The organism is Leptospiraceae bacterium (genome assembly GCA_016708435.1).
Taxonomy (GTDB): domain Bacteria; phylum Spirochaetota; class Leptospiria; order Leptospirales; family Leptospiraceae; genus UBA2033.
The window spans coordinates 118,482-143,342 of the sequence record JADJFV010000035.1 but is presented as its reverse complement, the minus strand read 5'-3'; the positions used below and the strand labels follow the sequence as shown (position 1 = coordinate 143,342).

32 protein-coding genes are annotated in these 24,861 nt (G+C 35.9%); 18 read left to right on the top strand and 14 right to left on the bottom strand.

All coding sequences use genetic code 11. The annotated features are described in order from the left end of the window. Positions 1-17: 17 nt before the first annotated feature. Positions 18-866, bottom strand: a complete 849-nt coding sequence (locus IPH52_25955) for a thiosulfate sulfurtransferase (GenBank protein MBK7058431.1) — start codon at positions 864-866, stop codon at positions 18-20. 220 nt (positions 867-1,086) lie between these two features. Here IPH52_25955 and IPH52_25950 point away from each other — a divergent pair, with 220 nt between their 5' ends. Further along, positions 1,087-1,446 (top strand): PilZ domain-containing protein, encoded by a 360-nt coding sequence (locus tag IPH52_25950; protein ID MBK7058430.1) that lies wholly within the window; start codon positions 1,087-1,089, stop codon positions 1,444-1,446. After that, a complete protein-coding gene (locus tag IPH52_25945; protein ID MBK7058429.1) occupies positions 1,446-1,676 on the top strand; it encodes a hypothetical protein in 231 nt (76 codons plus the stop codon). Before IPH52_25950 ends, IPH52_25945 begins: the two co-directional genes overlap by 1 nt. A gap of 77 nt (positions 1,677-1,753) precedes the next feature. Here IPH52_25945 and IPH52_25940 read toward each other — a convergent pair whose 3' ends face one another. Genes IPH52_25940 through IPH52_25930 form a run of 3 tightly spaced genes read right to left on the bottom strand, consistent with a single transcriptional unit; the run spans position 1,754 to position 3,174 of the window. Further along, a complete protein-coding gene (locus IPH52_25940) occupies positions 1,754-2,254 on the bottom strand; it encodes a hypothetical protein (protein ID MBK7058428.1) in 501 nt (166 codons plus the stop codon). Between the two features lie 8 nt (positions 2,255-2,262). Continuing rightward, positions 2,263-2,715: a peptide-methionine (R)-S-oxide reductase MsrB gene (msrB, locus tag IPH52_25935; GenBank protein ID MBK7058427.1), complete on the bottom strand. Its 453-nt coding sequence runs from the start codon at positions 2,713-2,715 to the stop codon at positions 2,263-2,265. A 57-nt stretch (positions 2,716-2,772) separates the two neighbouring features. After that, positions 2,773-3,174 carry a DoxX family protein gene (locus IPH52_25930; GenBank protein MBK7058426.1) on the bottom strand — a complete coding sequence of 134 codons (402 nt, stop codon included), beginning with the start codon at positions 3,172-3,174 and terminating at the stop codon, positions 2,773-2,775. 133 nt (positions 3,175-3,307) lie between these two features. Here IPH52_25930 and IPH52_25925 point away from each other — a divergent pair, with 133 nt between their 5' ends. Together IPH52_25925 and IPH52_25920 are read left to right on the top strand one after the other, a co-directional pair. After that, complete coding sequence (locus IPH52_25925) at positions 3,308-4,519, top strand: adenylate/guanylate cyclase domain-containing protein (GenBank protein MBK7058425.1); 1,212 nt, start codon at positions 3,308-3,310, stop codon at positions 4,517-4,519. 47 nt (positions 4,520-4,566) lie between these two features. Beyond that, a complete protein-coding gene (locus IPH52_25920) occupies positions 4,567-5,427 on the top strand; it encodes an alpha/beta hydrolase (protein ID MBK7058424.1) in 861 nt (286 codons plus the stop codon). Positions 5,428-5,457: 30 nt separating this feature from the next. Here the strand turns inward: IPH52_25920 and IPH52_25915 are convergent, their stop codons facing one another. The 3 genes from IPH52_25915 to IPH52_25905 form a co-directional block, all read right to left on the bottom strand. Beyond that, positions 5,458-5,601, bottom strand: a complete 144-nt coding sequence (locus tag IPH52_25915; GenBank protein ID MBK7058423.1) for a type II toxin-antitoxin system RelE/ParE family toxin — start codon at positions 5,599-5,601, stop codon at positions 5,458-5,460. Next, a complete protein-coding gene (locus tag IPH52_25910) occupies positions 5,570-5,734 on the bottom strand; it encodes a hypothetical protein (protein MBK7058422.1) in 165 nt (54 codons plus the stop codon). Before IPH52_25910 ends, IPH52_25915 begins: the two co-directional genes overlap by 32 nt. A 73-nt stretch (positions 5,735-5,807) precedes the next feature. Continuing rightward, positions 5,808-6,029, bottom strand: coding sequence for a hypothetical protein (locus IPH52_25905; protein ID MBK7058421.1), 222 nt, complete (start codon positions 6,027-6,029; stop codon positions 5,808-5,810). Positions 6,030-6,270: 241 nt separating this feature from the next. Here IPH52_25905 and IPH52_25900 point away from each other — a divergent pair, with 241 nt between their 5' ends. From IPH52_25900 to IPH52_25870, 7 genes are all read left to right on the top strand, one after another. Then, positions 6,271-7,002 (top strand): hypothetical protein, encoded by a 732-nt coding sequence (locus IPH52_25900; protein ID MBK7058420.1) that lies wholly within the window; start codon positions 6,271-6,273, stop codon positions 7,000-7,002. A gap of 38 nt (positions 7,003-7,040) precedes the next feature. Continuing rightward, positions 7,041-7,601 (top strand): hypothetical protein, encoded by a 561-nt coding sequence (locus tag IPH52_25895; GenBank protein ID MBK7058419.1) that lies wholly within the window; start codon positions 7,041-7,043, stop codon positions 7,599-7,601. Positions 7,602-8,106: 505 nt separating this feature from the next. After that, positions 8,107-9,789 carry a dihydroxy-acid dehydratase gene (gene ilvD, locus IPH52_25890; protein MBK7058418.1) on the top strand — a complete coding sequence of 561 codons (1,683 nt, stop codon included), beginning with the start codon at positions 8,107-8,109 and terminating at the stop codon, positions 9,787-9,789. Positions 9,790-9,868: 79 nt separating this feature from the next. After that, entirely contained in the window at positions 9,869-10,588 is a 720-nt protein-coding gene (locus IPH52_25885) for a glycosyltransferase family 2 protein (protein ID MBK7058417.1), read from the top strand. Positions 10,589-10,657: 69 nt separating this feature from the next. After that, a complete protein-coding gene (locus IPH52_25880; GenBank protein MBK7058416.1) occupies positions 10,658-11,158 on the top strand; it encodes a DUF1564 family protein in 501 nt (166 codons plus the stop codon). Positions 11,159-11,493: 335 nt separating this feature from the next. Next, positions 11,494-12,120: a TetR/AcrR family transcriptional regulator gene (locus IPH52_25875; GenBank protein ID MBK7058415.1), complete on the top strand. Its 627-nt coding sequence runs from the start codon at positions 11,494-11,496 to the stop codon at positions 12,118-12,120. A 19-nt stretch (positions 12,121-12,139) separates the two neighbouring features. Continuing rightward, complete coding sequence (locus IPH52_25870) at positions 12,140-12,457, top strand: DUF2834 domain-containing protein (protein ID MBK7058414.1); 318 nt, start codon at positions 12,140-12,142, stop codon at positions 12,455-12,457. A 150-nt stretch (positions 12,458-12,607) separates the two neighbouring features. Here the strand turns inward: IPH52_25870 and IPH52_25865 are convergent, their stop codons facing one another. From IPH52_25865 to IPH52_25850, 4 genes are all read right to left on the bottom strand, one after another. After that, positions 12,608-15,787, bottom strand: coding sequence for an efflux RND transporter permease subunit (locus tag IPH52_25865; GenBank protein MBK7058413.1), 3,180 nt, complete (start codon positions 15,785-15,787; stop codon positions 12,608-12,610). Further along, positions 15,784-16,203, bottom strand: a complete 420-nt coding sequence (locus IPH52_25860; protein ID MBK7058412.1) for a hypothetical protein — start codon at positions 16,201-16,203, stop codon at positions 15,784-15,786. Before IPH52_25860 ends, IPH52_25865 begins: the two co-directional genes overlap by 4 nt. A 31-nt stretch (positions 16,204-16,234) precedes the next feature. Further along, complete coding sequence (locus IPH52_25855; GenBank protein ID MBK7058411.1) at positions 16,235-16,492, bottom strand: hypothetical protein; 258 nt, start codon at positions 16,490-16,492, stop codon at positions 16,235-16,237. A 91-nt stretch (positions 16,493-16,583) separates the two neighbouring features. After that, a complete protein-coding gene (locus IPH52_25850) occupies positions 16,584-17,693 on the bottom strand; it encodes a hypothetical protein (GenBank protein ID MBK7058410.1) in 1,110 nt (369 codons plus the stop codon). 44 nt (positions 17,694-17,737) lie between these two features. Here IPH52_25850 and IPH52_25845 point away from each other — a divergent pair, with 44 nt between their 5' ends. Further along, positions 17,738-17,965, top strand: coding sequence for a hypothetical protein (locus tag IPH52_25845; GenBank protein MBK7058409.1), 228 nt, complete (start codon positions 17,738-17,740; stop codon positions 17,963-17,965). On the opposite strand, the gene maf is transcribed toward IPH52_25845, so the two are convergent. Beyond that, the gene (gene maf / locus IPH52_25840; protein MBK7058408.1) at positions 17,954-18,514 is read right to left on the bottom strand and encodes a septum formation protein Maf; all 561 of its coding nucleotides are present in this window, start codon (positions 18,512-18,514) and stop codon (positions 17,954-17,956) included. The genes IPH52_25845 and maf overlap by 12 nt on opposite strands. A 47-nt stretch (positions 18,515-18,561) precedes the next feature. On the opposite strand from maf, the gene IPH52_25835 reads away from it, so the two are divergent. From IPH52_25835 to IPH52_25825, 3 genes are read left to right on the top strand one after another with little or no spacing between them, the layout of a single operon-like run. Beyond that, on the top strand, positions 18,562-19,575 hold the full coding sequence (locus IPH52_25835) for a hypothetical protein (protein ID MBK7058407.1): 1,014 nt from the start codon (positions 18,562-18,564) through the stop codon (positions 19,573-19,575). A gap of 11 nt (positions 19,576-19,586) precedes the next feature. Then, positions 19,587-19,841: a hypothetical protein gene (locus tag IPH52_25830; protein ID MBK7058406.1), complete on the top strand. Its 255-nt coding sequence runs from the start codon at positions 19,587-19,589 to the stop codon at positions 19,839-19,841. Between the two features lie 25 nt (positions 19,842-19,866). Then, entirely contained in the window at positions 19,867-20,475 is a 609-nt protein-coding gene (locus IPH52_25825) for a threonylcarbamoyl-AMP synthase (protein ID MBK7058405.1), read from the top strand. Here the strand turns inward: IPH52_25825 and IPH52_25820 are convergent. Beyond that, positions 20,472-20,819 carry an arsenate reductase family protein gene (locus IPH52_25820; protein MBK7058404.1) on the bottom strand — a complete coding sequence of 116 codons (348 nt, stop codon included), beginning with the start codon at positions 20,817-20,819 and terminating at the stop codon, positions 20,472-20,474. The genes IPH52_25825 and IPH52_25820 overlap by 4 nt on opposite strands. 200 nt (positions 20,820-21,019) lie before the next feature. Beyond that, positions 21,020-21,736 (bottom strand): OmpA family protein, encoded by a 717-nt coding sequence (locus IPH52_25815; protein ID MBK7058403.1) that lies wholly within the window; start codon positions 21,734-21,736, stop codon positions 21,020-21,022. Between the two features lie 99 nt (positions 21,737-21,835). On the opposite strand from IPH52_25815, the gene IPH52_25810 reads away from it, so the two are divergent. The 3 genes from IPH52_25810 to IPH52_25800 all read left to right on the top strand — a co-directional run bounded on the left by IPH52_25810 (position 21,836) and on the right by IPH52_25800 (position 24,848). Next, entirely contained in the window at positions 21,836-22,771 is a 936-nt protein-coding gene (locus tag IPH52_25810) for an RluA family pseudouridine synthase (GenBank protein MBK7058402.1), read from the top strand. Positions 22,772-23,023: 252 nt separating this feature from the next. After that, a complete protein-coding gene (locus IPH52_25805) occupies positions 23,024-23,731 on the top strand; it encodes a hypothetical protein (GenBank protein ID MBK7058401.1) in 708 nt (235 codons plus the stop codon). A gap of 151 nt (positions 23,732-23,882) precedes the next feature. Continuing rightward, positions 23,883-24,848 carry an SH3 domain-containing protein gene (locus IPH52_25800; GenBank protein ID MBK7058400.1) on the top strand — a complete coding sequence of 322 codons (966 nt, stop codon included), beginning with the start codon at positions 23,883-23,885 and terminating at the stop codon, positions 24,846-24,848. The last annotated feature ends 13 nt before the right edge of the window (positions 24,849-24,861 follow it).

The window sequence follows — 24,861 nt, the reverse complement described above, 5'->3', positions numbered from 1 at the left end:
TCCTAGTTTTGTAATTATTATTTCTTCCTGTCAATTCCGCCAACTCTTGGAGCAGCTGTCGTAGCAGCACTTGTTCCGTAAAGAGAAACAGCTTGCTTTGGTAGATTTGATTTTCTCCATTCAAACCAAGAACCCTGATAAGTTAAAACATCTTGGTATCCAACTTCTTTAAGCATGAGAGCGCATAAGCACGATCTTGCGCCATTGTAATCATACAAGACAGTTGTTCTCTCCGGCATAAAAGGAAAGCCCTGTAGCCGTTTAATAAAAAGTTCACGGGTAATGACAAACCCTTCTTGATCATAAAATGTCTGCCAGTCCCAAAGAAAGGCTCCGGGCAGTCTGCCGGATAACGTTCCTGGTTCAGGGCTAGTAAGGCGCGGAAGCTTTCCATCGTATTCTTCTTTTGTTCTAGTGTCAAAGATTTGCAAGCGAGTTAGATTCTTTTCCATGAACGCCTTATCTACTACGCCCGCTAACGGCTTTGCTTTTTCAGTCGGTTCAACGTCTACTAGCAATTTGCCCTTCTCTGTCTCTCCATCAAAAGGCCATTTCAATGCTAATATATAAGCTTCTTTAAATCCAATTGCTCGCAGAAGGTAAACCATTCTAGCGGAGAACATTCCCATGCCCTCATCAAAAACAATGACCCTCGATTTATTGGAATCATTGATTAAACCAAGAATCGCTTTTAAAGGAGTATACATTTTTTTTTGCGATTCGGTATCTGAACCAAATGCCTTTTTAATGAAAGGGAAATAATAAGCACCCTTGATAGTGCTCTCTTCATAGGCAGATTGATTTCTGCAATCGATGATAAAATCATCCTTCTCGATAGTCTGTTTTAAAAAATTCCAGTTTGACAATGCTAATTCCTTTCCTAAAAATATTAAGGCTCTCAAGCCATTTAAAAAAAGGGTTACTTTTTGTGTTATTTTTTTTTATAAAAAGTAACATGCGACATAAGTAAAAGATAGCGATTTTTTTCCCTTTTATTGCAAAAACTGCTTTCCTTTTTTCCAATAATTCACACAAAGTCTTGCAAATTTGTGGAGATAGTGTTAGACTTACAGTTCGAGAGGTAGCATGGCACAAATTCGTAGAAACAATCGGTTTTATATAGAGAATAAAGACCATTATTCCGTAAAAATAGAAGTTTATCCAGGAAGACATGCAGATTGCATCTTAAACGATATATCTGTAAGTGGAGCCTGCATCATTCTTAGCAAAGAGATTTTTTTACAAAGAGAAAAACCTTATTCGTTTGAATTTTTAGAAAAAAACGAACAGGGAGAGTTTCAAAAAGTAACGAGCGTCAATGGAAAAATGGTATGGTATTTACATAAAGAATTCAGAGATCAGGATATGCTTTATTTGGGTATCGAATTCCAAAATGAAATTGGTTTACCAGAAAGCATTACTACACAAGGAAAGGTAAAAGCCTAGTGGAACTTACTCTTTTTGAATCCCAAATATCTAGCCATCTCATTTTAAATGATCGCGATTCGAGAAGAATGGATAGTGTCATCTCAGATGTATCTCAAACCACAGGCATGAACAAACAAGAAGTTTTAGAATTTCTAATATATGGTGCAGAAAATGAATTGAAACAGTTGCAAATCTCCTACGACTGGGAATTCTTTCGGCGCAAAATAGAGAGTAAACTCAAGAAATAAATCCATGAAAATTTCTAATAGAGGCCATTATTCATTATACCTAAGCGATGCAAAAGATGTTATGAAAGCACTATTTTTTATTCAAAAACCTGTCCTTTAAAATGTATCGTAGAATAAGCAAATCCAAAAGTTTTATCTAAGTCCATTTCTGGGAAATTTACACTAAATCCAATTCTAATAATTGCAATATGATGAATGGTATGCTCTGTGATATAATGAAGTTCTCTCTTGACGTTAGTGTCCATAGAGGATAGTGTTGCGTCGTTGCCAGTTTCTAAAATAAGAGGTTTATTATCATAATCCGCAAATCCATTCAGTTGCCCCAATAATAATTTTACAGCATACTCTCTATTCGTTTCTATTTGTATATCTCGCTTTCTCTTATCATAATTCACAATTCCAGTTTTAATTCCCAATAATAAGCATTCGGGGAAATTATATATATGCCGCACATGCTCACCAATGGTGGAACCGCCTAAGATGGATAACTTCTGCGAATAGCCCTTTTCTGGAACTTGGTTCAGATGATTAATTAATTGATGAATCAAATTGGAATAATTTTGAATTTCTATTTGCATTGAATCTATTACTTTTCACTCTTGATAAATTTCAGTGACACGGCATTCATGCAATACCTGAGTCCGGTAGGTGGTGGTCCATCATTGAATACATGTCCTAAATGACCACCGCAACGATTGCAAAATACTTCCGTGCGAGTCATTCCCCAACTTCTGTCGGTTTCTTCGCCTACTTTTTGTTTGTCGATAGGCTCATAAAAACTAGGCCAGCCTGTGCCCGAGTCAAACTTTGCTTTAGAGGTAAATAGCTGATTGCCGCAAGCAGCACAAATATATTGACCCTTTTCTTTGTTAGAATGCATATCACTAGAAAACGGACGCTCTGTTCCTTTTTCGCGTAACACTGTGTATGCCTCTGATGGAAGAATTTTTCTCCATTCATGATCAGTCTTTGTAATTTCAAATTTATGTTTTTTCGTTGGTTCACTTTCTATTGTTTTCGCACAATTGGCAATCAGCATTAAAAAAAACATTATGAAACTTAAGAATGAAAGTATTTTTTGATTTAACATAGACTATTAAACTCCTTTTTTTAAACCCAACTGGTTTAATACTTGGACTACGCCTTCTTTCTTTAAGAATAAAATTAAAATAGAAAAAATAAAAATGGAAATCGCTAAAATAAACAGCAACCCACCATCGTCCATTACTACAATCCCAAGTAAAGTCAAATGACTCAGAATTGCACCCGAAATAATCAGAATAGAAATGAAAGCGCCAAGTATAAAAGTAGCGGGTAATAAGAGTAAGACAGCAGTGACTAATTCCGCTATTCCAGAAGCAATTCTACCATACGGTTCCAAGCCTAATTTAGAAAAAATATAAACTGATTCAGGGCTTGCCGAAAATTTGAAATACAAAGTCTGAAGAAATATAAGCGCTGTCAAAATGCGAAGAATAATTGTAATTTTATCTTTCATAACCTACCTTTAGTTATCTAATTTACAATTACCCTGAAAGGATTACCAGTTATAAAAAAGTTTTCCGCTCTTTTTTGTGAAACCCTATGAAAAATACTTGTAGTTAAGTATTTATAGAGAAAATGAATTCGTTATGAAAGAAAAATTAATTTCTCTCTTAGTTCTACTGATTGGAGACTTCAAAATAAATTCTCTAGAACATAGACTTTTCAATTCCATTACCCTTGCAAATGGAATTCTAAACATAATCGGCTCTTTTGGAACTTTTTATTTGCCTAATTTCTTAATTTTATTTGTTTTAAATTTTGGAACTGGCATTCTATTTCTAATTCTATATTATCTAGCTCGCGTAAAAAACATTTATTATGTTTTATACTGGCCTCTTAACTTAACGATTGTAAGTTTTCTTTCTGTAAATTGGGTTACGAATGGTGGCTCGCATGGGGGTTCTCACTATTATCTCATTCCGGCGCTCGTAATCGCAACGATCCTTTTGCGAAATAATAATATTATCTTCGTTTATGGATTCTATGCCATTTTGACTCTTTCTCTTTTTGGGGTAGAATATTATTACCCGCAGTATATTACTATGTTTCAAACTAATCAAGATAGATACTTAGACGCATCGTTTAACTATGCATTTGTGCAATTATTCACTGGCTTTTTAATTTTTATTTTATCCAGAAATCTAGACTTAGAAAGAAAAAAATCTGACAAGCTACTCTTAAGTATCCTCCCTGAGAAGATTGCAATTGAGTTAAAACGAAATAATATAGTTGTCCCTGTCAAATATGAAACTGTGTCTGTGTTATTTACTGACATGGCAGGATTTACAAAAATTGCAGAGAAGATGAATCCTGAAGAACTAGTATCCGAGTTAGATCATATTTTTTCTGTGTTTGATTCCATTGTAAAAAAACACAATGTAGAAAAAATTAAGACAATAGGAGATGCATACATGGCGGCAGGAGGAATTCCAGTAGCAAACAAAACAAATGCGGTTGATACAGTATTATGCGCTTTAGAATTTAAAGAATATATGCAATTTCTTCGTGCTAAAAAAGAATTAGAAGGAAAACCATTCTTTGAATTAAGAATTGGAATTCATACAGGAAGTGTAGTGGCAGGAGTAATTGGTCACGAAAAAATCGCCTACGATATTTGGGGGGATACAGTCAACACTGCAAGCAGAATGGAATCATCTGGCATCGTTGGAGAAATAAATATTTCCTCGTCAACCTACGAACTTGTAAAAGACTTGTTTCTATGCGAGTATCGCGGCAAAGTATCCGCAAAAAACAAAGGCGAAATTGATATGTATTTAATAAAAGGCGTTGCATCTTAGACTGAGGCTTCAGCCTCACCAAACTATACGAAAAATTAAAAATAAATATGAATCAAATTTTATACAATCTTATATACAAATATTTTTCTTACACCCGTTACAAAGTATTAACAAAAGACTTAGGGTTAAAACAATGTTATGCGGACATAGGTGGGCATAACATTAGTTACTTTGTATCGCCAAATGACGGTCAGCCGCTTGTTCTCATTCATGGACTTTTAGATTCAGCCTTCGGATTTAGAAAAATAATTCCTTTTCTAGATAAAAAATATAAACTCAATATAATCGACATACCTGGATTTGGAAAAAGCAAGCTTCCACAAATTCAGTATCTTTATCAAGTAGATATTTTTTCGGATATGATCTACAAATTATTTCAAATACTTTCACTGGATAACATCATATTATGCGGTCATTCCATGGGAGGGCTGATTTCGCAACATATCGCGATAAAAGACAGTAAGATAAAACGAATTCAAAAACTGGTATTACTTTCTTCTGGAGGAATTCCTCATCCTGAAAGAGATAAAATGCGCGCTGTGTTATTTCCTGCTGATCACGAAGAAGTCGGGCGACTCTTACAGCATTTATATTACAAAGAAACTCCCATGCCATCTAAACTCATTCGTAAGACATTAGTCCATGCATGGAACAGTAGAGAATACAAGTTCTTAGCCGAAAACACAATCGAGCGCGAAAATGAAATCTTCTTTGGTTCCGAAGCCCGTAAAATCAAAATCCCTACTTGGATCATCTCCGGCAAACAAGACTTAATCACAACTCCCGAAGCCATGAGAACTTTAAAGTCCTATATCCGTGGTAGCAAACTCATATTACTCGAACACACAAGACATGCCATTCACTTAGAGAAGCCGAAAGAAGTAGCGGAGATTATAAATAGGTTGTGAAGCAAGATTGCAAATAGTTAGAGCGATTGATTAAAGTATTTGAGTTAATTCTTTGTAAAAGTTTTCTCTCGTGCCAATAGGTAAAATATGAATTTCATTTCGTTCAATTAAGTAGGCAATTCTATAATCCGTTTTATTGTATTTAAAATGGAAAGATAAAATTCCTTTTTTTATCTTTCTTCAATTCTTCCCCAATAAATGGATTTTCTGATAAATTATCTAAATGGCTTTTGAGTAATATTTTTAAATTCTTCTCAGCTTTGGAAATAAATTTTTCTGCTCTTTTTTTAATGAGAATAGTATACATTGTCAATCATTTCCAAAAACTTCTTTCATAGTTTTTCCTTTGTCTTTCCCTGATTCATGTTCTTTTCTTGCTTTCAGTGCTTCGTTATGAAAATTTTCCCAACCAGAAAGAATATTTGAGTTACTGTTAAAAAAATATTTTGGCTATTTTCGGAAACATAATATTTGTTTCCGATTTTTTGTCCGTTTAGTTTTTTCTTGATAACTAAATTTTCAATGTCTTTTGTTTTTGCTTTTAATTTTTTTGCAATTTCTGAGACTTCATATATTTTAATATTTTCAATCGTAACAGGCATTGTAATTCTCCTGTTTCTACACTTTAACACAAAGCAACGGGTTTCGTAAACTCTTATTTTCTCACCTTACGCTATCGCTATTATCATTTCTTCGCAAAAGAAATGATATGTCAGCGTTCCCCGCGCTGAGGATTGGTTTACACCTAACGGTGGGTTCGCTGCCGCGGGCTAAGTTTATGTTAGCTTGCAAAATTGTAAAAAAGATTGACTCAAAAATAGCGGTATAACAATGTTATCTCTTATGAGATTTATTTCTACGAAATGCATTCTTGGGCTATTCGTGTTTATCCTGTCTTGTTCTACTGCTGATTATCCGGAAATATATTCTTACAAATTTAATTTTGTTAGATCGAATAAAGAACCAATAATATTTAAAAGTAAAAAGAAAATTGCAATTCAAACATTTGTAGATGAAAGGAAAAATGAAAATATTTCTTATATGCCAATGCTATACATTCCTTTTATGCCGTATGCTTCAAATTTTTTTAATAAATCTGAGAATACGTTTTATTATAGACTAATTTTTTTACCTGAGATTGATTTAGCAAAAGCGATGGAGTCGGAATTAGTTGACTATAATGTATTTGATAAAATTTTTTATACTGATAGAACCAATCCTAAAGATGCGGATTTTTTGATTAGCTGTAAATTGAAAAAGAATCAAATTTATAGCAAGCAAACAATTTACGGCACAGGTGCTTTTGTATTTCTAAAGGAATGGCCTTTACCGTATCTGTGGCTTGCTTTAATAACGGACTTTTTTACAATAAAGACAGAATTTGAATTAGAACTGAAAGAGATTAAAACAAACCAAGTAGTTTTGCGAAAAACTTTCACTAAAGAAGAATCTGATTGGGAAATCACTGTGACAAGTAATGAAAAGGTTGTGAATAGGTTTGTCCTGCTTAACCAAAAAGTAGTTCAAGAAATGAGTAAAGAAATAATTCAATACTTTGAGGAAAATAAAAAATGAATCTAACTCTTTTAAAGCGGCTTATTCTTATTTTCCTTATGTTTTTCTTTATAAACTGTAATATTCAAAACAGATTTTTTTTTATACCTAAACCAAAAAAAATTGAAAGTGAAAAAATTTCAAAATCATTTGCGATTGAATTAATGCAAGATTTGAGGCAGAAAGATTATGAAACTGACATGGGTTATATTTTGTTCCCATTCGTTCTTTGGGAAACAGATAATTCACATAAAAGAATATTTGAGCCGTTTGCTTTTTATCAAACCAATAAAGTCCTAACTTATGCTTTGAAAAAAGAAATCCAGTCTTATCAAAAATTCAAAGAAGTATATGTAGCCACTGAGTCTGATAGTAAAGATGCCGATTTTATATTGCGTGGAAAGATTTTAAAAACAGATATTAAAAGAACATATACTTTGTACGGATTAAGTGTATTCGGTATCTATTTATTACCCTTTGGATTACCTTTTTCCCATCATCAACTCGATACAGAATTTGAATTTGAGTTAGTAGAGGCTAAGACTAATAAGACTCTACTTAGTAAAAATATCCAGCAAAGTTTTCAGCTTTTGAAAATCTTTATTCTGAATCCTTTGTAAAAAAAGCGAATCCATTTTTAGAAAAACAATTAGAATCCTTCGCGAAAGATTGTATGGACGTATTAAACAAATAGAAATTCCCGAAATTGTTCGATGCTGTCAATTTAATGAAGACTAAGCATCCTTACCTGTTCTTGGACAGACAAGGATGCCTATCCTACCATCTATTGCGTTAACTTCTTTTTTTTAAATTTTACAGCATTGAACATCACTTGGCATTAAGTGTGAATGAAGCGAATAAATTGGGATTTCGGGAATGACAGTCTAAAGATGATTCAAAATTTATTTTTAGCAAAAATTAGCGCATAATAAGAAGTAAACTCTATTTGTCAGAAGGAATGAATCTAATTTATATAAATGTCTTCATTCCTAAAATGACTTTATATGCGTATTTAGAAAAAAATACTTCAAAACATAAAAGCCTTTACAATAAAGCCTTTCCTAAAATTAAATAAAAGTATTGCAATAATTAAAAATATAACACTTAATACCTAGAGGAAAAACAATGGCAGAAAATTTAAAACGCAGAAGCAGTATGACAACCAGTGGAGACATGAGAGCGCCTAACCGTGCTATGCTCCGAGCAGTAGGATTTATAGACGAAGATTTCGAGAAGCCAATGATTGGTGTCGCATCTACTTGGTCAGAGATTACACCTTGTAATTCGCACGTCAACAAACTAGCTGAGAAGGTAAAAGAAGGTATCCGCCGAGCCGGTGGGATGCCACAAATTTTTAATACAATCACTGTGTCCGATGGAATTTCTATGGGTCATGAAGGGATGCATTATTCATTACCCTCACGAGAAGTAATCGCGGATTCGATTGAAGTGGTGACTAATGCAATGCGTTTTGATGGAGTGGTCGCAATCGGCGGGTGCGATAAAAATATGCCAGGTTGTTTAATGGCTCTCGCAAGACTTGATATTCCGTCTATTTTCGTTTATGGTGGTTCGATTATGCCTGGGACTTGCGACGGTCATGATGTGGATATCGTTTCTGTATTTGAAGCAGTTGGAAAATTTAACGCTGGAACAATTACACGAGAAGAATTTTTACGCGTTGAACAAACTGCGATTCCAGGTGCTGGAAGTTGTGGTGGGATGTATACGGCTAACACCATGTCATCCGCTATAGAGGCACTCGGGATGAGTCTACCGGGTTCTGCATCCATGCCTGCGATTAGTGCGCGTAAGGCGAACGATTGCTACGAAGCGGGAATTGCAATTCAGGAATTAATTAAAAAGAATATTACTCCCAAAATGATCCTCACGAAAAAAGCATTCGAAAATGCTATCCGTATAGTTTTAGTTCTAGGTGGATCTACTAACGCAGTTCTCCACTTAATCGCAATTGCAAAAGAAATGGGCGTTGGACTTAGCTTAGAAGATTTTGACCGGATAAGCAAAGTTACCCCACACTTGGCTGATTTAAAGCCAGGTGGAAAATATGCGATGTTTGACTTGGATAAAGTAGGCGGCGTTCACGGTGTGATGAAACAGATGTTAGCCGATGGAATGCTCCATGGAGATTGTTTAACTGTAACCGGAAAGACAATAGCTGAGAATCTAAAAGATATGCCAAACCTCGCAAAAGACCAAATCATAGTGCGCTCTAAAGACAAACCACTGTTTGCCTCCGGTCCGCTTGTTATTCTAAAAGGAAACCTTGCTCCCGATGGTGCCGTTGCAAAAATTTCTGGTTTGCATAAATTTGATATTACAGGGTCTGCCAAGGTGTTTGACTCGGAAGATGCTTGCTTTCAAGCAATCATGGCAGACAAAATCAAAAAGGGAGATGTAATCATTATCCGCTACGAAGGTCCAAAGGGCGGTCCTGGAATGCGTGAAATGCTTGCTGTTACCGCTGCCATTATAGGTAAAGGTCTTGGAGAAGATGTGGGGCTAATGACAGATGGCCGCTTCAGTGGCGGAACGCATGGTCTAGTAGTAGGTCATATCACTCCAGAAGCATTTGATGGCGGACCGATTGCGATTGTCCAAGAAGGTGATACCGTAACGATAGACGCCAACAAAAACTTACTAGAAATAAAACTTTCAGACGAAGAAATTGCAAAGCGTTTAAAAGCCTGGAAAAAACCAGAGCCCCGCTACAAATCAGGGGTTTTAGCAAAGTATGCGCATCTTGTTCAATCTGCATCGAACGGGGCTATTACGAATTTGCTGTAAAAATCGTTGTGGGTGGTACGTTTGTTGTAGGTGACGCATATATGCGTCACCTACAACAAACGTACCAAACCGATTAACCATGAAAGAATTTCTAGTCATCATCCCTGTTTACAATGAAAAGACAACTGTCTACGATGTCGCAATACGCACAATAGCCGCTTGTCTCGACTATGCAGATATTCTTTTTGTGGATGATGGCTCCGCCGATGGGACAAATTTTGTCTTAGATACAATTCAAAAAGAACATCCTTACGTTTATGTGCATCACAAAAAAAATGCGGGCTATGGTTCTAGTTTGATCTATGGATTTGAATTTGGGATTAATAAGAATTATCCGTATCTCATTACAATGGATTGTGATGAACAGCATCAACCTAAAGATCTAGAGCGTTTCGCTAATTACAACCGAAAGATAGATGTGGTGAGTGGAAGTCGTTATGCTCCTAAATCAAAATCAATCGGCATAGTCCCACCGGAAGATCGAGTAGAGATTAATCGCCGTATAACCACAGCTATCAATAAAAAATATAGTTGGTATATTACTGATGCATTTTGCGGCTTCAAGCGATATGCCACATCTAGTTTAAAGAATTATACATTTACCGAGAATGGATATGCATTTCCAATGGAGTTCTGGGCATACGCGAGGAAAAACAATCTTAGCCTCGCAGAAATTGCAGTTGATAAAATCTATATTACCGATGACAGAAGTTTCGGGGAAGACTTAGATAAAAAAAGAAAACGTTATAAATATTATCTCGAAGCTTGGAGAAATGCTGAGAGGAATTTAAATTTATAATTTTTCCTTTTTTTAAATTTTTTTATAAAAATCCCGCTCAAAAAATTGTTTTCCTGACCTAGTGTAGGTATGATAATTTTTAGAAATTCTAATACCTTTGTTATGGATAAATTGGATGAACGCGAAAATACTGTTTCCACTCTTTTAATTCCAGAATGTTTACTTAAAGAATTTTATTTGAAAAATAAAAAGCGTAAAGAACATTTTACCGTTTACCTTCGAAAACTACTGCGTCGTTATCGAACTGTGACTCATACAGGTTTGTTACCAAAACCCAAAAAAGTAAAAACAGAATACCAGGAAGAAGGGCAAAATTTAGAAAGAGTAAACTTTCGTCCAAGAAACACAGACTGGATTGAACTTGGAGAACTTGCTTTAGCTTTTGGAAAATCTCGCTGTTGGATTTTTGTCTATCTACTGAAACTTGACCTACTGGGTATGTGGCGCTTATTAGTTAAAGCAACATTGGAAAAAATAGTTCCTACACTACCTAGCTTAGAACTAACGAGTTTTTGGACTTTGCAGCGTTTTAGACAGAACTTTGCACGAGGCTACCATGTAAAAGTATAGCAATTCAACTAAAAATTCCTTACAACTAAGAAACAATCAAGAAAAAAACTAAAAAGCCTGTCCAAGTTATACAAACTTGTTTTTCAAATCACTAAGTGTTAGGGATCGAAACGGTGTCAATTTTTTGTCTCTTCAAAAAATTGACAATAGTTGAGAGCCCGGCGCACTAGCGTTTAATAAATAGTATGCGCAAGCACTTAATCAATAGAGATAGTGCGCAACACCCGAACTTCACTCTCTGGATTGGCAATCCAAGCCTATGAACCTAAAGGCAAAAGTAAAGATTTTTTTTTAAATCTATTGACAATAAATGTAACACTTGTTACATTTATTATATGAGTAGGAAACCTGAAAACCAAGCTAGTGAAGAAATTTTAGAAGAAATCATTTCAGTCCTGTCCAAAAAGGGGTTAAACAATCTTAGCCTGAGAGACATCGCAAAAGAAATAAAAACTAGCGCGCGGATGCTTATCTATTACTTCGAATCGTTTGATAATCTAATACATTCAGTCTTCATTCATTTAAGCACAAAGCATAAAAGCACTTTAAAAAAAATCTTCCATGAGAACCCGAATAAAACCTTCGTAGAAGTTTCCGAGATTTTCATTGAATCGATATATTTCGATAAGAACAAAAAGCCATTGCTATTATTTCTTGAGTTATACGTTAGAGCATTAAGAGATACGGAAAAATATAAATTATTTTTCAATGAAGTTCTTCACAATTGGATTATAGAAATCGAAAGCATGATTTCTCTAAAGTATGGAAAGAAATCCAAAATTTATGCAACGATGATACTTTCTTTCTATCGGGGGCTAATGCTCGATTGGCTCGCAACAAAAGACACTGACAGAATTTATGAAACGAATAAAGCATTCACAGAACTTATTAATGGCTTCATGAAAGAGCAACCAACACTTAAAATAAAAACAATCAAAAAGGAGAAAAACAATGGAAACTAAATCAACTGAGAATAATAGAATGAACATCGAAACAAATAGGAATGGACTGATCAAAATAGTCTTACTTGTAGTAACGCTTTTGTTCTCTATTCTAACAGCATTGGCTGTTTGGCAAAATGGTGTTCGAGGAATTTTCGAGCATCAATTCAAAAACTTTGGAGGAATACAAGTATGGGTAGATTTAGTCATAGCACTTACTATTTTCATGGTATGGATGTGGCGTGATGCAAAGGCAACGAATCGCAACCCGTGGCCATGGATCATCATTACATTGGCAGCAGGTTCATTTGGTCCACTGTTATATTTGCTATTTCGTAAATCCAATAAGATTGAATGATATTTAAAAACGATGAAAAATGAAGTAGCCGGCAAAGGATCTGGAAAATTTGTGAGAAGTAAAATTAAACTGACTCCCGAACTAGGCTACAAACTTTAATTGATAGGATGGATCGGCTAACGGACTCTTACTTATTGCGAGAAAGACACATTACTCACTTTCTCCTTGGTCTAAAAGAGCAATGAGATTTGTTTTTGTTACTTCAATCTCTGCCTGTTTTTTTTCTTCCATGTATTCTGCTTTTGTAAGTAGATACTCCATAGTAATTGGTAGAAGTAGACGGGAAAGAATGGTAGCGATGATGACTCCACCGATTACTACTGTGGCTAATGGGCGTTGGACTTCTGCACCTGCCATATTCGAAATTGCCATCGGTATAAAACCAATAGCCGCAATTAACTCTGTCGTCATAACAGGACGAAGTGACTCAATAGCAGCAACACGAACTGCATGAGATAATTCTATTCCTTCTTTTAATTTGTCTTTGAGTGTGGATGCGTATACAACACCGTTTAATACTGCTATACCGCTCACAGCGATAAACCCAACTCCGGCAGGTATGCTAAAAGGAAGACCTCTAAGCACTAAACTAATAATTCCACCCGATGCGGCTAATGGCACAACCATAAAAACACCAATTGCATAGTATACATTTCCGAAAGCGAGAATCAGCATTCCAAAGATAATTGCAAGTGCTATGGGAACAACGAGCATTAGCCTATTCTTCGCTCTTGTGAAATTTTCAAACTGCCCGCCCCATTTTAGTTCATAACCAAGCGGCATATTACCAGTAACCACCTTTGTTTTTTCTTGTGCTTCTTCTATATATCCTACAAGATCGCGTCCTCGTATATTTACTTCTACAAATAGCCGACGCTTTAAGCCTTCCCTTTGGATAGAGGCAGCTGATTCAATCAATTCGATGTCTGCGACTTGACCGAGTGGAATTGTTTTACCTGTAGCCGTCATCACGGGGATATTGTCTATTTGCTTCACATCTTTTATAATATCTAAATTAAGCCTAAGAACCAAATCAAAGCGTTTGAGTCCTTCAAATATTTTTCCTGCGTTAGTTCCCACACGTAGCATTTCTACTGTTCGTAAAATTTCTGAAGCAGACACACCATAGCGAGCCATTAAGTCATAGTTTGCATTGACTCGAAGCACGGGAAGGCCGAGAACTCTTTGCACACGAATGTCTCCTGTCCCTGGAATTTCCTTCATGATAGAAGCCACTTCTTCCCCTAACCGCTTCAATGTGTCTAAATCATCTCCATAAATTTTAACGACAATATCTGCCTTTGAACCGGCTAATAGGGAGTTAATCCTATTCTCTATGGGCTGTGACATACTGATATAACTAGAAGGAATATTCTGTAAGACTTTTTCTTTAATTGCAGTCATTAAGTCTTCTCTTGTCTTAGCAGTCTTCCACTCGCTTCTGTCTTTTAGTTTTATCATAATACTAGTTTCATCTGTTCCGGCTGGCTCTGCTGCTGACTCTCCCCTACCAACTCTAGATACAACAGATTTAATTTCTGGAAATTCTGTAAGAATTTTTTCTATTTCCATATTCAAGTCTCTCGAATAGTCAATCGATGTAGAGGGAAGGCGCTTAACGTCCATTTCTAATTCCCCTTCATCTATTCGGGGAATAAATTCAGAACCAAGAGTAGTTGCGAGTAATAGCGATAAGCCTACCAGCACGATTGCAGTAGAAGAAATTCTTTTTTTATGATGAAAGCCCCAAATCAATAAGATACGATATTTTTCTTCCAACCAATCCCAATAGTGACTCTTATGAAAAATAGGTTTCTGAAATGCAATCGCTAAGCTTGCAGGAAATACAGTCAAAGAAAATAAAAGTGCCGCTCCTAGCGCCAAAGCAACAGTAATCGCCATCGGTCGAAACATCCTTCCTTCGACTCCTTCCAAAACCATAAGAGGCAAATAGACAAGCATGATAATCGCTACTGAAAACGCCGCCGCCCGTCCAACACGATTGCAATTTTCGAGGATAATGCTTTCTGTGATCTTTGCTATTTCGAATTTGTTCATTGGTTTTTGGAATAAGTATTTCTTTGCAACAAAGCCTGCCATTACGGATTCAAGCATGACGATAGAGCCATCTACTAACAATCCAAAATCGAGCGCTCCTAAGCTCATTAGATTTCCAACAACATCTAATTGCTTCATAAATATAACCGCACAAAGCATAGAAATAGGAATTGCCATTGCAACTAACGCTCCACCCTTTACTGTTCCTAGAGTTACAATAAGTGTGACTAATACAAGCAGTGCGCCTTCTGTTAGATTAATAAATATGGTTGATAAAGCACGGTTGATAAATTCTGATCTATCATAGAAAGGCTCAATCTTCATTCCCTCTGGAAGATTTGCTTCGATTTCTTTAATCTTAAGTTTTACATCACTTACTACATTTCTAGAATTTTGTCCTAGTAGCATAATGACAGTAGCCCCGACTACTTCTTTTTGATTCTTACTGGCTATTCCGAATCGCAAAGCCGGTCCAATTTTCACTTCAGCAATTTGACCGAGTAACAAAGGTGTTCCGTCGGCTGCTGTTCTAACAGCTACTCGAGTGATTTCATCTATTCCTTCAAACTGTCCCTCGCCTCGTATTACAACCTGCTCTTTTCCTTTTATGATATAACCGCCACCTGTATTTGTATTGGCTGATTTTATATCTTCGTAAATTTCCGACAATGTAAGATTATGCGTTACAAGGTTTCTTGGATCAATGATTACTTGGTATTCTTTTGCTTCCCCACCGATAGAATTTACTTCTATTACTCCCGGTGTAGATTTAAGTTTTTTTGATAACTCCCAATCAATATAAGTTCTAAGCTCCATTGGGCTATGTCTATCCGACGTTAGCACAAACTCATAGATATCCCCTAATGCAGTAGCGACAGGGGATAATTCCGGTTGTCCGTATTCGGGTGGAATTTCTTTGTCAGCTACTTTGAGTCTCTCAGTTACTAATTGCCTAGCAAACCAAATATTTACATTGTCATCAAAGATCACTGTTACACTGCTAATGCCAGTGCGCGAAATTGATCTTATCTCCGTTGCTCCCGGAATTCCCATTAACTGTAACTCGATAGGGTTTGTAATAAACTGCTCTACTTCCATTGGAGAAAGTCCGGGTGAAGTAGTCACAGCGGATACTTGCACATTAGTCACATCGGGCACAGCATCGACGGAGAGTTTAGATGCACTGAAAAGTCCGATTAAGGAGACAATGAGTGTTAAGGCAATAACTATATACTTTTTTTTTATCGAGAATTCGATTAGTTTTTCAATCACAATAAGTAATCCAGGACATCATTCCAAGTTTTAAATTTTTCTGATCCAAAGTGAATATGCTCACCTTCAAACTCTTTGACTCCATTCCTGGTTCGATCGTCAATTAAAAAATCGCCCTTAAGCAAACCCTTGTTATGCGTTAGAATTAATTTTTTAAATGCATATCTTCCTAGATGCTTTTCAACCCAGATTCTTTTTTCAGAAGGTGCATGAATATTTGTCCAAGGAGCTGTGGATAAAAAATAGGTTTCGTATTTCTTTGATAATTTTTTGAAAGCTTCAATTGCGCCTTCAATGGGTGGGAGGTTTTCAAAAAAACCTTTTTGCTTTCTCTCTTTTTCTGTTGTGATTGCTTTTGCAGATTCATAATCCGCAAGGACACCATCTAAGTCTACATACAAAATTTTCTTTTTCATTACCAAGCACCGGTGAATGAAGATTTGCCGTTTAAATTTCCCCGAATAGACTTTGAAAGTTGTCTGGCAATGTAGTAAATTTTATAAATTCCTTTTTTAAAGGAACCACATTATCAGTAAAACGAATTGGTTCTTTTGATTTATTTAGGTATTCGGTGAAACTATCTGCACAATTTAGAATAACTTTGTGCATAGCAAAAAGATCGGAACTGGAAAAAGCTGGCGTTGAAAAAGGGGTAAAGCTACTCACGGACAAAGGTTCTAACTCTTGTATCAATTTCTTCTCCATACATCTATTTTCGGCTTAAAAGCATTCTTTTTCTAAAACAAAAAGAATTTCTAATAAGGTAAGAGACATAATGGAAGGAGGGAATAAAATGTCAACTCGATGATAGTATTGCAAATAATTTATCGAACTCTCTCATGATGTAAAAATTACCCTCATCCTTAATCGAGCTAGATTTTGCCTTTATATTGAGATCCAAGACCAATGCATAGAGAAAGTCAAGGGCTTGCTTTGTAAATAGCCTAGTTTCTCTACGAAGTCGTCCTTTTGTGAACTTCTTTCTACCATCCGAATAAGAAGCCATGCCTAAGTATTTAAAAAACTCAGCATCATTCTCATCTCTAAACCGTTTAAGTAGAATCTTTGCCTTTCTTACTTCATCTGCTCGGTTTAGAAGGGCTGTGAGTAAAGAAAGATAGACGAATGTGCTTTCCGGTCCAGGCTTAAACTTGGAAAACTCCCGAAAGAATTCATGCTTATTATTGCTAAAGAGCAAATCAACCAACTGAAATGGGTTAAATTCTGCCCGATTGAAGAGCACCTCTTCTATATCAGGAAGGGTAAATTCCTTTTTATTAAGCATTAGCTTCAATTTACGAATTGCTTTGATGTAGGCGCCTGTGTTCGGTTGAATTCGATGAATGAACTCGTCTCGTGCAGCGTCTTCTAAGTGAACCTTTTCGGTTTTTAGAATTCCTTCTAGGGCAGGACGTCTCTCGTCCGCGTAAAAGTTACGATTTTTTAATAGGGCAAATCGATTGTCGAAAAGATTCGCTAGCTTTGCAGGAATATCCTTAGAATCATAGTGCAATAGAACATAGACTTTTTCGGCGAGATTAGGAATATTTCGTCTGAAGGAGTCATACATTTCCTTTTTTCCAGCAGTCAGGATTGATTTAAAGAAATCAGCGCCGGAGCGAATGATAAGAAGCTTCTGGCTTGAAAACATGCTGAAATTAAACATCTCAGAGAAAAGCTTTTCAAAGTCACCACTCTCTGCCACATAAACTACGACTTCTAAAGGCTCACCGCTTGTAGTAAGCTCATTTCGATAGGTTTCTGTGACTAAATCAAATTCAAAAGAATCCGTAGAAACATAGATAAATACCTGTGGCAATGACTTTTTAGCTTGGTATTGAGCTAGAAACTCTGGAAAATTCTTAAATTCTGTGATTTCCTTTTTTTTTGCTTGTTTTTCTGCCATATTTCTGGTACACTAAATCCGATAAGTAAAAGAGGTAAAACATTATGAACTTTGGTGAAGGTGCACAAAAAATATCACTCGTTTCTGAGCCACTCGCTTACATTCGACCAATCTATACTTACGCTCCAATAGAACAAGTAAACAAGGTTTACTCTAACGACAACTATTTTAACCAATCTGCCTTTAAAGATTTTAAAAATGGTCGTCAGGCTATGTCAGACAAGGGCAAAGTCCCTGTTGATCGTGGGGCAATTTTAGATTTATTGGCTTAAGAATTCCTTCCAAATTGAATAGTGTTGGTAGAACTTTCTTAACGGAAAGCCCAGCACATTCGAATACGATCCAGTAAAGCGTAGAACTGGGCTTTTTTCATCCTGAATTCCATATGATCCTGCTTTGTCGTAGGGTTTGCATTCATTCAAATAAACAGCAATTTCTTCTTTTCCCCAAGGCTTAAACTCAACTGTTGTTTCATCGTAGTCATAAAAAACCTCGCCTTTCTTAGCAATTCCAATTCCTGAATAAACAGTATGAGCTTTTCCCGACAGTCGCGCGAGAATTTCCATACCCTCGGTAAAATTTACTGGCTTTCCAAGAATTTGATTTTCCAAGACAACAATTGTATCGGAGGAAATATAAACTTTCCCTGATTTTGCTTTTTCTAGCTCCAATTTAGCAATTGTTACTCTTTGTAGATAGGAAAGGGGAGACTCTTTTATTCTTGCATCTTCGTTTATATGAGAAGGCTCAGCTAGAAATTTTAGTTTTAGGTCTTTTAGGATTTGCTGTCTTCTAGGAGAGGCAGACTTTAAAATTAACATACACCCACTCTTACGTAAAGTGTAAAAATGTCGATAATAAGTATACTATGAAAACGCATACTTCTTTCTTTACATTTATTAAATCCAATTCCCCCACGACATGTAGTAAACTCAGTTTGATTCCTTTTCTATTTTGCTTTACGCTTTCTCTTTTTGGTCAAGTAAGCGTTAAAGAAGTAAAGAATGCACCGAGTGCACCGGAAGCAGCAAAGACTCCTACTGAAAAAAAAGAGGAAGGAAAACCTCTCAAGATGGAAACAGGCACAGTGACTGTAGATCCACAAATTGTTTCAGCGGATTATAAAAGAAATAATTTAAAGCACTTAAAAAAAATGAAAAGCTCTTTTTTGAATTTTGATGCAGAGCCTAAATTCGGCGTTATCATGAAAAACTATGTAGACGCAAGTATCAAATTCCAAGAAAAGAATTATATCTCTTCTAGAAGAATTTTTGAACAGAACTATATTGATTTAAATACAGAGGCACAAGCTTTTTCAAAGAAGTATGCGGATACTTACAATAAGCTCTACGCGGAAGCTTCCTTTCAACTAGTGGATTTAAAAGTAAACTCTGATACGGATGATAATATTTATCCGGTATTAGAAAAGCAACTTGTGATAGCGAATGAATTTTCTACATCTTCACAAGTCTTGACTGCGAAATCCAATCATATAGATGCATTATATGAACAAAAAAATGCACTTCAAAGTCTGTTCAAAATCTATTACACTATCAATAAACATAAAAATAAAAATCTTAAACTACCAGAACGAGTTAGCAAGAATCTTTTATTAGATGATGACTATATTCCAAAAGAATATTTAAAAGAATACGATGATTCACTCGGACTTGTATTTGTTGCAAGAGAAAAAGAAAGAGAGAAAGAAAGAGAACAAATTAAAAAGGGGCTCACAAATAAATATGGCGAATTAAATACAAATAAGGAATTGGATAAACCAAATCCTGAGCCTAAGAAAGATGCAAAGGATTCTAAAGACGCAAAAGAATCAAAAGATGCAAAGACTACTCCAACACCGACAACAGAGCCAGCAAAAAAATAAAATGAAAGCATTTGCCATTTACCTCATACTTGGCTTGGTATTTTTCCAAGCCAATTGTGGAAAGAGAAAAAAGCCATGCCAATATTGACATCAATGATTGTGATAGTATTGGCAATTATTACGAAAATGGAGAGCATTATATCCGTAGAGATTTATTCAATGACGATGGAGTCATAGATTACAATAAAATGCTAGAGAGCTATAAAGGGCGCAATACAGTGTGTAACCCCTTAAACTTAGAACCCGAATCTAAAAAATCAAATTAGACTGTTTTCCGATACGTCGAACGCTATGATACTTAACCTTCATCCTAAAAATCCAGAAATTCGTGCACTAAAAGCCATTTCAGAAAATCTTAAAAATGGTGCCGTTTATATTTTTCCAACGGATACGGTATACGCAATCATCGCGGACTCCAAATCAAAGAAAGGAATTGAAAAGTTACACGAGCTAAAACATTCAGATAAGCACAAACCTCTTTCGATTCTCTGCCCCGATATATCAACTGTTTCAGAGTATGTAGAATTTCTACCAAACGATGCATTCAAATTGATGAAACGAATTACACCCGGACCGTTTACATTTATTCTAAAGGCTAATCGAAATATACCACGCTGGACAGTTGCAAATACAAAAGTAAAAACAATCGGTATTCGAATCCCGGAAAGCATTTTTATACAAGAATTACTGAAAGTGCATGATGGCACATTGACTTGCACTTCCGTTTTTTCAGGAGATGCTTATCTCACTGATATTAATGATCTAGAAGATTTATTCGGAAATCAAGTAGAAGCGATCATCGATGGGGGAATTGCAAAAGTAGAAATGTCTACCATTCTCGATTTTACTACTGATGAAATGGAAGTGCTCAGAGAAGGAAAAGGCTTCGACCGAATCTAAAATACGTTCTTCCAGTCTTCTTCTTTAAAACCAACTAAAACGAAGTCCGGAGAAATAACAAACGGTCTTTTGACTAAGTTTCCATTTGAATTCAATAGCTTCAATTTGTCTTCTTCATTCATCGCAGGTAATTTATCTTTTAGATTGAGAGCTTTGTAGTCTTGACCGGAAGTATTAAATAGTTTTTTAGTATCACCATTCAGAAACTTCAAAGCTTTCTTCAGCTCAGTAAGTGTTGGTGGGTTTTCTCGAATTGGAATTTTGGTGTAGGGAATTTTTTTTGCATCTAGAAACTTAAGAGCGTTTTTACAAGTAGAGCAACCTTTGTATTCATAAACTTTCATGGGTAAAAAAACCTTACAGTCACCTCGAACATGCTTCTTCGTGAGAGGTCTATCTCTCTTAGAACTATTGCATTAAGGCAGATAGATTTCTCACGGTAAGGCAGTTCGAAATGACAGGGATAATTCTTGATCAGAGTCAAATATCACCGCTCCCTGAGCGAAGTCGAAGGGAGCGTAAGTCGAAATGCAATTACTTTAAATTATTTGGATTCGTCTTTAACGTCTGTCTTTGGAGCGCTGTCAGTAGAATCAGTTGCAGGAGCTTCTGTTACAAGGAATTGGAATGTAACACGTCTGTTTTGAGCACTTTCTCCTGGAATGCCAGGAATTGGATTAGAAGAACCCATTGCTTTGGTTGCGATTCTCTTTTCAGGGAATCCTAACTTAACAAGAGCTTGTTTAACTTCTTTTGCTCTTTGCTCAGAGTAGAACATATTTCCTTTTTTTGCCCCTTCCGGAGTTTCAGGACCAACAGTATCTGTGTGCCCAGCAATTTCTAAGGTATAAATTGCAGGAAGATCATCCAGACCTTTCTTCAATACGGCTCCAGAATCTTTTATCCACTTAATAAAATCTTTCTTGTTAGGAATTTCCCATTTTTTGTAAGCAAATCCTTCAATAGCTTTACCGTCAGGATAACGAGCAGATTTTAAAGACTCATTCAATTGAGCAAATAACTCTTCACCAGGATTCGCTAGGTCACGTTTAGCAACGGTGGAATCTTTTGCATCCTTTGCATCATCAACAGGCTTAACATCTTTTGGCTCTGCGGCAGAACTATCAGTAGGCTTTGTATCTTCCACAGGTTTAGTATCTTTTGGATCTGGAGCGGCTTTCTTGTCGTTAGAACTACAAAATGCTAACGAAGTAGATACAATCCCGATCACGAGGGCAGTTTTAATAAATTGTCTATTCATAAATAAATGCTTCCTTTCTAATAATGAATTTTGAATATTACCACAGTAGAAATATATATTTTATTTTAAAACCATTTTTAATACCTTAAACGAAATTTCATGATAATAACAATTAACGTTCAGGAAGACCAAAACGACTTCCGCCTAGACCAATTCCTCGCGCAATCCACAGGAGACGATATTTCTCGAACATCTATCCAAAAATGGATTAAAAACGGACATATTCTTTGTGTCTCGAACCCAAAATACAAGCTAAAACCCAATTTTAGGGTAAAATCAGGGGAAGTATTTGAAATCACAATTCCCCCAAAGCCAAAGCTTAATCTAGAACCGGTCGAAATGCCAATCGAGATAATCTATGAAGAAGAGGAATTTGTAATCATCAATAAACCAGCAGGCATAGCCTCGCATGGCGGACCCGGTGACGATTCTCCTAGTCTCGTAAATGGACTTCTCTACTATTTCAAAAACCTTTCCCAAATAGGTGGGGAAATTCGTCCCGGAATCGTGCATAGATTAGATAAGCCCACTTCGGGTTTAATGATTATTGCAAAGACAGACAAAGCTCATATAAAGCTTTCTAGCATGTTTCAAAAACGAGAAGTGGAAAAGACCTATTATGCGTGGCTTGTGCAAACTCCGCAACTTCCGGAAGGTAGAATAGAATTACCCCTTGGACGTCATCCTACAGAGCGACTCAAAATGTGCGTGCGTAAAGATGGACGTAAAGCAATTACGACCTACAAGATTATGAAATCCATTTCTTCTCGCAAGAGCCGAAACTTTTCCCTAGCCGAAATCAAAATCGAAACAGGACGCACTCACCAAATTCGTGTTCACTTTCAAAATATGGGCTGTCCGGTTGTGGGCGATATGCTGTATTCGAGAACAGGAAATGAATTCTCCCAGTATGGACTTTTACTTTTTTCGCAGTCCATCAAGTTCAAACATCCATTCAAGCGTAAGACAATCGAATTTACTCTTCCTTTTCCAGAACGATTCACTCGCTTCGAAGCAGAAGCGGAGTTTAGGTGAATATAAGTATCCTATAACTCATCACCGGTTCAGCTACGCTTGTAGCTTCGGTCTAGGTCGGGTAGTAAGGGCAATTTAGTCCGGACAATTACCGAAGAAATAAGCGTAGCTAGACCGGAGATGAGCAAAGGTCATCTTATACAAAGTAAAAAGCCTGCCATAGATAGAAGAAAACCATCTATGGAATGAAGTTTTCTTTTCCGACAATCTAAATAGTGTTTCGCTAATTCTCGATTCTCGGAAAATACATCCATGAAATTAATTCCTAAAAAAATTTATATAGCCTTACTCCTTCTAGCCTACTCTAGCTTAGCCGCTGAAGTAGATCTAAACTACAACTACGATTACGAAATGAACGGAGTAAAAACAAAATTCTCCGAATGGGTTCCTTACAAACTACACAAATGGAATCCAAGATTTTTAGAAGATTACTACGAACTCTATGGTCTCAAACTCCACTACGGTGAAGATGATTTAAGAAAAGATATTTACTTTTTAAAAATTGGTTTAGAAAGCCGGTTTCGTCAACCAAACAATGCTCTATGCAAAGTGAAGAACGAAAAGGAATATCATAAATACAGGCTACTCGTGAGTATGCACATGAACTTACAAATCATGCGCGCCTATATGCGAATAGCCTCTCTCTATGACAAACGACATGTATACTTTCAAAATCTAGACTACGCCTATGATCTAAAAAAATCTTTCAAAGTAGCGGAAGGGTTTTACAAAGAAGCAATTCCCTATTGGAAAAAAGCAGAAGACCTTGCTAAAAAAGCAAATGAAATCAAAGATGAAATTGATCTAGGCACAATGGAATCAGAAAGATTCGAAATCGTAAACGGAAAACTTAACTTTGCCAACATCATTAACGACCACTTGTCTAGACTCGCCAAAAAACAACAGACAGTTGAAGAATATCTGCGGCAAAACCCGGAAGCCGATAAACCTCCGCTTTAGGATTTGAAACAAATAGAAATAGTCGGCATGGGCTTGCACCCATGCCGGAGAGGTATTGCGCTCCGTTGGAGCTGTAGTGGATAACGGTGATTTGTTGTTACAGTGGAAAAAATCAAATGAAAGTTGTTAAACAGAAAAAAATATTCTAATTATGATGTTCTCTAAACTCTTATTACTAATTCTCCTTTTTGGATTTTGCAAAGAAAAAAATATTGAACTCCCAAAGGAAATAAATGTTCAAAAAGAAGATATAAAAAAAGAAGAAGAAATTTATTTTTGGACTTCATCGAAATCAGGAATTCATCTACGAGAAAAGCCAGATATAAAAAGTAAATCCATTTATTTATTACCTTTTCGCACTAAGCTAAAGCATATAGAAACAGATTCCAGAGAAGATATTGTAAATAGCATTAAAGACCACTGGGTGTTAATAGAATCTAAATTTGGACGTGGTTGGGTTTTTTCTGGCTACATCGTGAAAGAATCTCCGGGAAATTTTCATAGTTATGCGCCAAACCAAAAATGGAAAGCTATTTGTGAAGGAATTTCTAATTCATTTGAATGTTATAATAAAATTGAACCAATTCAATTAAAGAAAATTGAATTCAGTAAACTCGTTCAGCGAAATGTAAATGAATTGATTCTTTCACTAGAGAATGGAGAAAAGTTAATTTTGAAAGATGGAAACACAGAAGTAAGTAGATTCTACCGATTTTTAGAACATATCCCTGAAATTAATTATTATTCCCTTGTCATACAATACTACGAAGGTAGTAGAATAATGCTAATCAATTCTAAATCAGGAAAAGACTATGAGTTTTGGAATTATCCTGTAATATCAGACGATTATACGAAACTAATTGATGCTGATTATTGTCCCGACGGAACGCCAGCTTATTATTGCGGGAATGGCTTAAAAATTTATTTTGTTAATCATCAAAATAATAATGAATTAGAGGAAGAATTTAGTATTAAAGAAGGAATTCTTTCCCCGGTTTGGATGAACAATAATTCTGTTAACATTTTATATTTTAATGATTTTTCAGATGAAAGGAATTTTTTACCAGATTCTGCAAAAATAAATTTTGTAGATAAAAAATGGATTCTATCGAAATAAAAATAATAATTGA

Excerpts from the sequence above, each read along its gene's own strand:
- IPH52_25950 (MBK7058430.1), top strand. The coding sequence starts at position 1,087 with ATGGCACAAATTCGTAGAAACAATCGGTTTTATATAGAGAATAAAGAC.
- IPH52_25940 (MBK7058428.1), bottom strand. The coding sequence starts at position 2,254 with ATGCAAATAGAAATTCAAAATTATTCCAATTTGATTCATCAATTAATT.
- msrB (MBK7058427.1), bottom strand. The coding sequence starts at position 2,715 with ATGCTGATTGCCAATTGTGCGAAAACAATAGAAAGTGAACCAACGAAA.
- IPH52_25930 (MBK7058426.1), bottom strand. The coding sequence starts at position 3,174 with ATGAAAGATAAAATTACAATTATTCTTCGCATTTTGACAGCGCTTATA.
- IPH52_25925 (MBK7058425.1), top strand. The coding sequence starts at position 3,308 with ATGAAAGAAAAATTAATTTCTCTCTTAGTTCTACTGATTGGAGACTTC.
- IPH52_25920 (MBK7058424.1), top strand. The coding sequence starts at position 4,567 with ATGAATCAAATTTTATACAATCTTATATACAAATATTTTTCTTACACC.
- IPH52_25910 (MBK7058422.1), bottom strand. The coding sequence starts at position 5,734 with ATGTATACTATTCTCATTAAAAAAAGAGCAGAAAAATTTATTTCCAAA.
- IPH52_25905 (MBK7058421.1), bottom strand. The coding sequence starts at position 6,029 with ATGCCTGTTACGATTGAAAATATTAAAATATATGAAGTCTCAGAAATT.
- IPH52_25900 (MBK7058420.1), top strand. The coding sequence starts at position 6,271 with ATGAGATTTATTTCTACGAAATGCATTCTTGGGCTATTCGTGTTTATC.
- IPH52_25895 (MBK7058419.1), top strand. The coding sequence starts at position 7,041 with ATGTTTTTCTTTATAAACTGTAATATTCAAAACAGATTTTTTTTTATA.
- ilvD (MBK7058418.1), top strand. The coding sequence starts at position 8,107 with ATGGCAGAAAATTTAAAACGCAGAAGCAGTATGACAACCAGTGGAGAC.
- IPH52_25885 (MBK7058417.1), top strand. The coding sequence starts at position 9,869 with ATGAAAGAATTTCTAGTCATCATCCCTGTTTACAATGAAAAGACAACT.
- IPH52_25880 (MBK7058416.1), top strand. The coding sequence starts at position 10,658 with ATGATAATTTTTAGAAATTCTAATACCTTTGTTATGGATAAATTGGAT.
- IPH52_25875 (MBK7058415.1), top strand. The coding sequence starts at position 11,494 with ATGAGTAGGAAACCTGAAAACCAAGCTAGTGAAGAAATTTTAGAAGAA.
- IPH52_25870 (MBK7058414.1), top strand. The coding sequence starts at position 12,140 with ATGAACATCGAAACAAATAGGAATGGACTGATCAAAATAGTCTTACTT.
- IPH52_25860 (MBK7058412.1), bottom strand. The coding sequence starts at position 16,203 with ATGAAAAAGAAAATTTTGTATGTAGACTTAGATGGTGTCCTTGCGGAT.
- IPH52_25855 (MBK7058411.1), bottom strand. The coding sequence starts at position 16,492 with ATGGAGAAGAAATTGATACAAGAGTTAGAACCTTTGTCCGTGAGTAGC.
- IPH52_25850 (MBK7058410.1), bottom strand. The coding sequence starts at position 17,693 with ATGGCAGAAAAACAAGCAAAAAAAAAGGAAATCACAGAATTTAAGAAT.
- IPH52_25845 (MBK7058409.1), top strand. The coding sequence starts at position 17,738 with ATGAACTTTGGTGAAGGTGCACAAAAAATATCACTCGTTTCTGAGCCA.
- maf (MBK7058408.1), bottom strand. The coding sequence starts at position 18,514 with ATGTTAATTTTAAAGTCTGCCTCTCCTAGAAGACAGCAAATCCTAAAA.
- IPH52_25835 (MBK7058407.1), top strand. The coding sequence starts at position 18,562 with ATGAAAACGCATACTTCTTTCTTTACATTTATTAAATCCAATTCCCCC.
- IPH52_25825 (MBK7058405.1), top strand. The coding sequence starts at position 19,867 with ATGATACTTAACCTTCATCCTAAAAATCCAGAAATTCGTGCACTAAAA.
- IPH52_25820 (MBK7058404.1), bottom strand. The coding sequence starts at position 20,819 with ATGAAAGTTTATGAATACAAAGGTTGCTCTACTTGTAAAAACGCTCTT.
- IPH52_25815 (MBK7058403.1), bottom strand. The coding sequence starts at position 21,736 with ATGAATAGACAATTTATTAAAACTGCCCTCGTGATCGGGATTGTATCT.
- IPH52_25810 (MBK7058402.1), top strand. The coding sequence starts at position 21,836 with ATGATAATAACAATTAACGTTCAGGAAGACCAAAACGACTTCCGCCTA.
- IPH52_25805 (MBK7058401.1), top strand. The coding sequence starts at position 23,024 with ATGAAATTAATTCCTAAAAAAATTTATATAGCCTTACTCCTTCTAGCC.
- IPH52_25800 (MBK7058400.1), top strand. The coding sequence starts at position 23,883 with ATGATGTTCTCTAAACTCTTATTACTAATTCTCCTTTTTGGATTTTGC.